We start from the raw sequence: 520 nt of genomic DNA, 5'->3' as shown, positions 1-520 counted from the left end.
CTCCCCGAAGCATATCGGTGTTAGTACCGTCCTTCATCGGCTCCTAGTGCCAAGGCATCCACCGTGCGCCCTTAACAACTTAACCTTCGGCGAAAGATGAGCTTCAGATTACTTCGTTGACTTCATGTTCTGCGGTGCTCATGGACCAATTACGTCCATTCCGCTCCTCGAACATTCGTCGCCTCGTACTCTTCGCTCCTCTTTCGCCTCGAGACATTAATACTAACTTAATGTCCGTTTACTAATTATTAAGAGAATCACTAAACTAAGCGTTTAAACTCAGTGAATTACTTGAATTGTTTTCGTTATCTAGTTTTCAAGGAACATAAAGCACAGGATCATCCAATGCTGAATGCATTTTCACTCCTATGTGTTTTCTTACTTATTGAAAGATCCAATGATCTCTCAAAACTAAACAAAATACCAAGCATGCCTCATATCCTTAGAAAGGAGGTGATCCAGCCGCACCTTCCGATACGGCTACCTTGTTACGACTTCACCCCAATCATCTGTCCCACCT

2 rRNA genes are annotated in these 520 nt (G+C 43.5%); both read right to left on the bottom strand.

The window, feature by feature from the left end:
• A 23S ribosomal RNA gene (locus LC095_RS26685) occupies nt 1-85 on the bottom strand; the annotation flags it as partial.
• Between the two features lie 361 nt (nt 86-446).
• Nucleotides 447-520 (bottom strand): 16S ribosomal RNA (locus tag LC095_RS26680); the annotation flags it as partial.

Source organism: Metabacillus niabensis, assembly GCF_020524345.1.
Classification (GTDB): Bacteria; Bacillota; Bacilli; order Bacillales; family Bacillaceae; genus Metabacillus; species Metabacillus niabensis_B.
The sequence above is the reverse complement of the archived record's forward strand: the minus strand, read 5'-3'. Positions and strand labels throughout refer to the sequence as shown.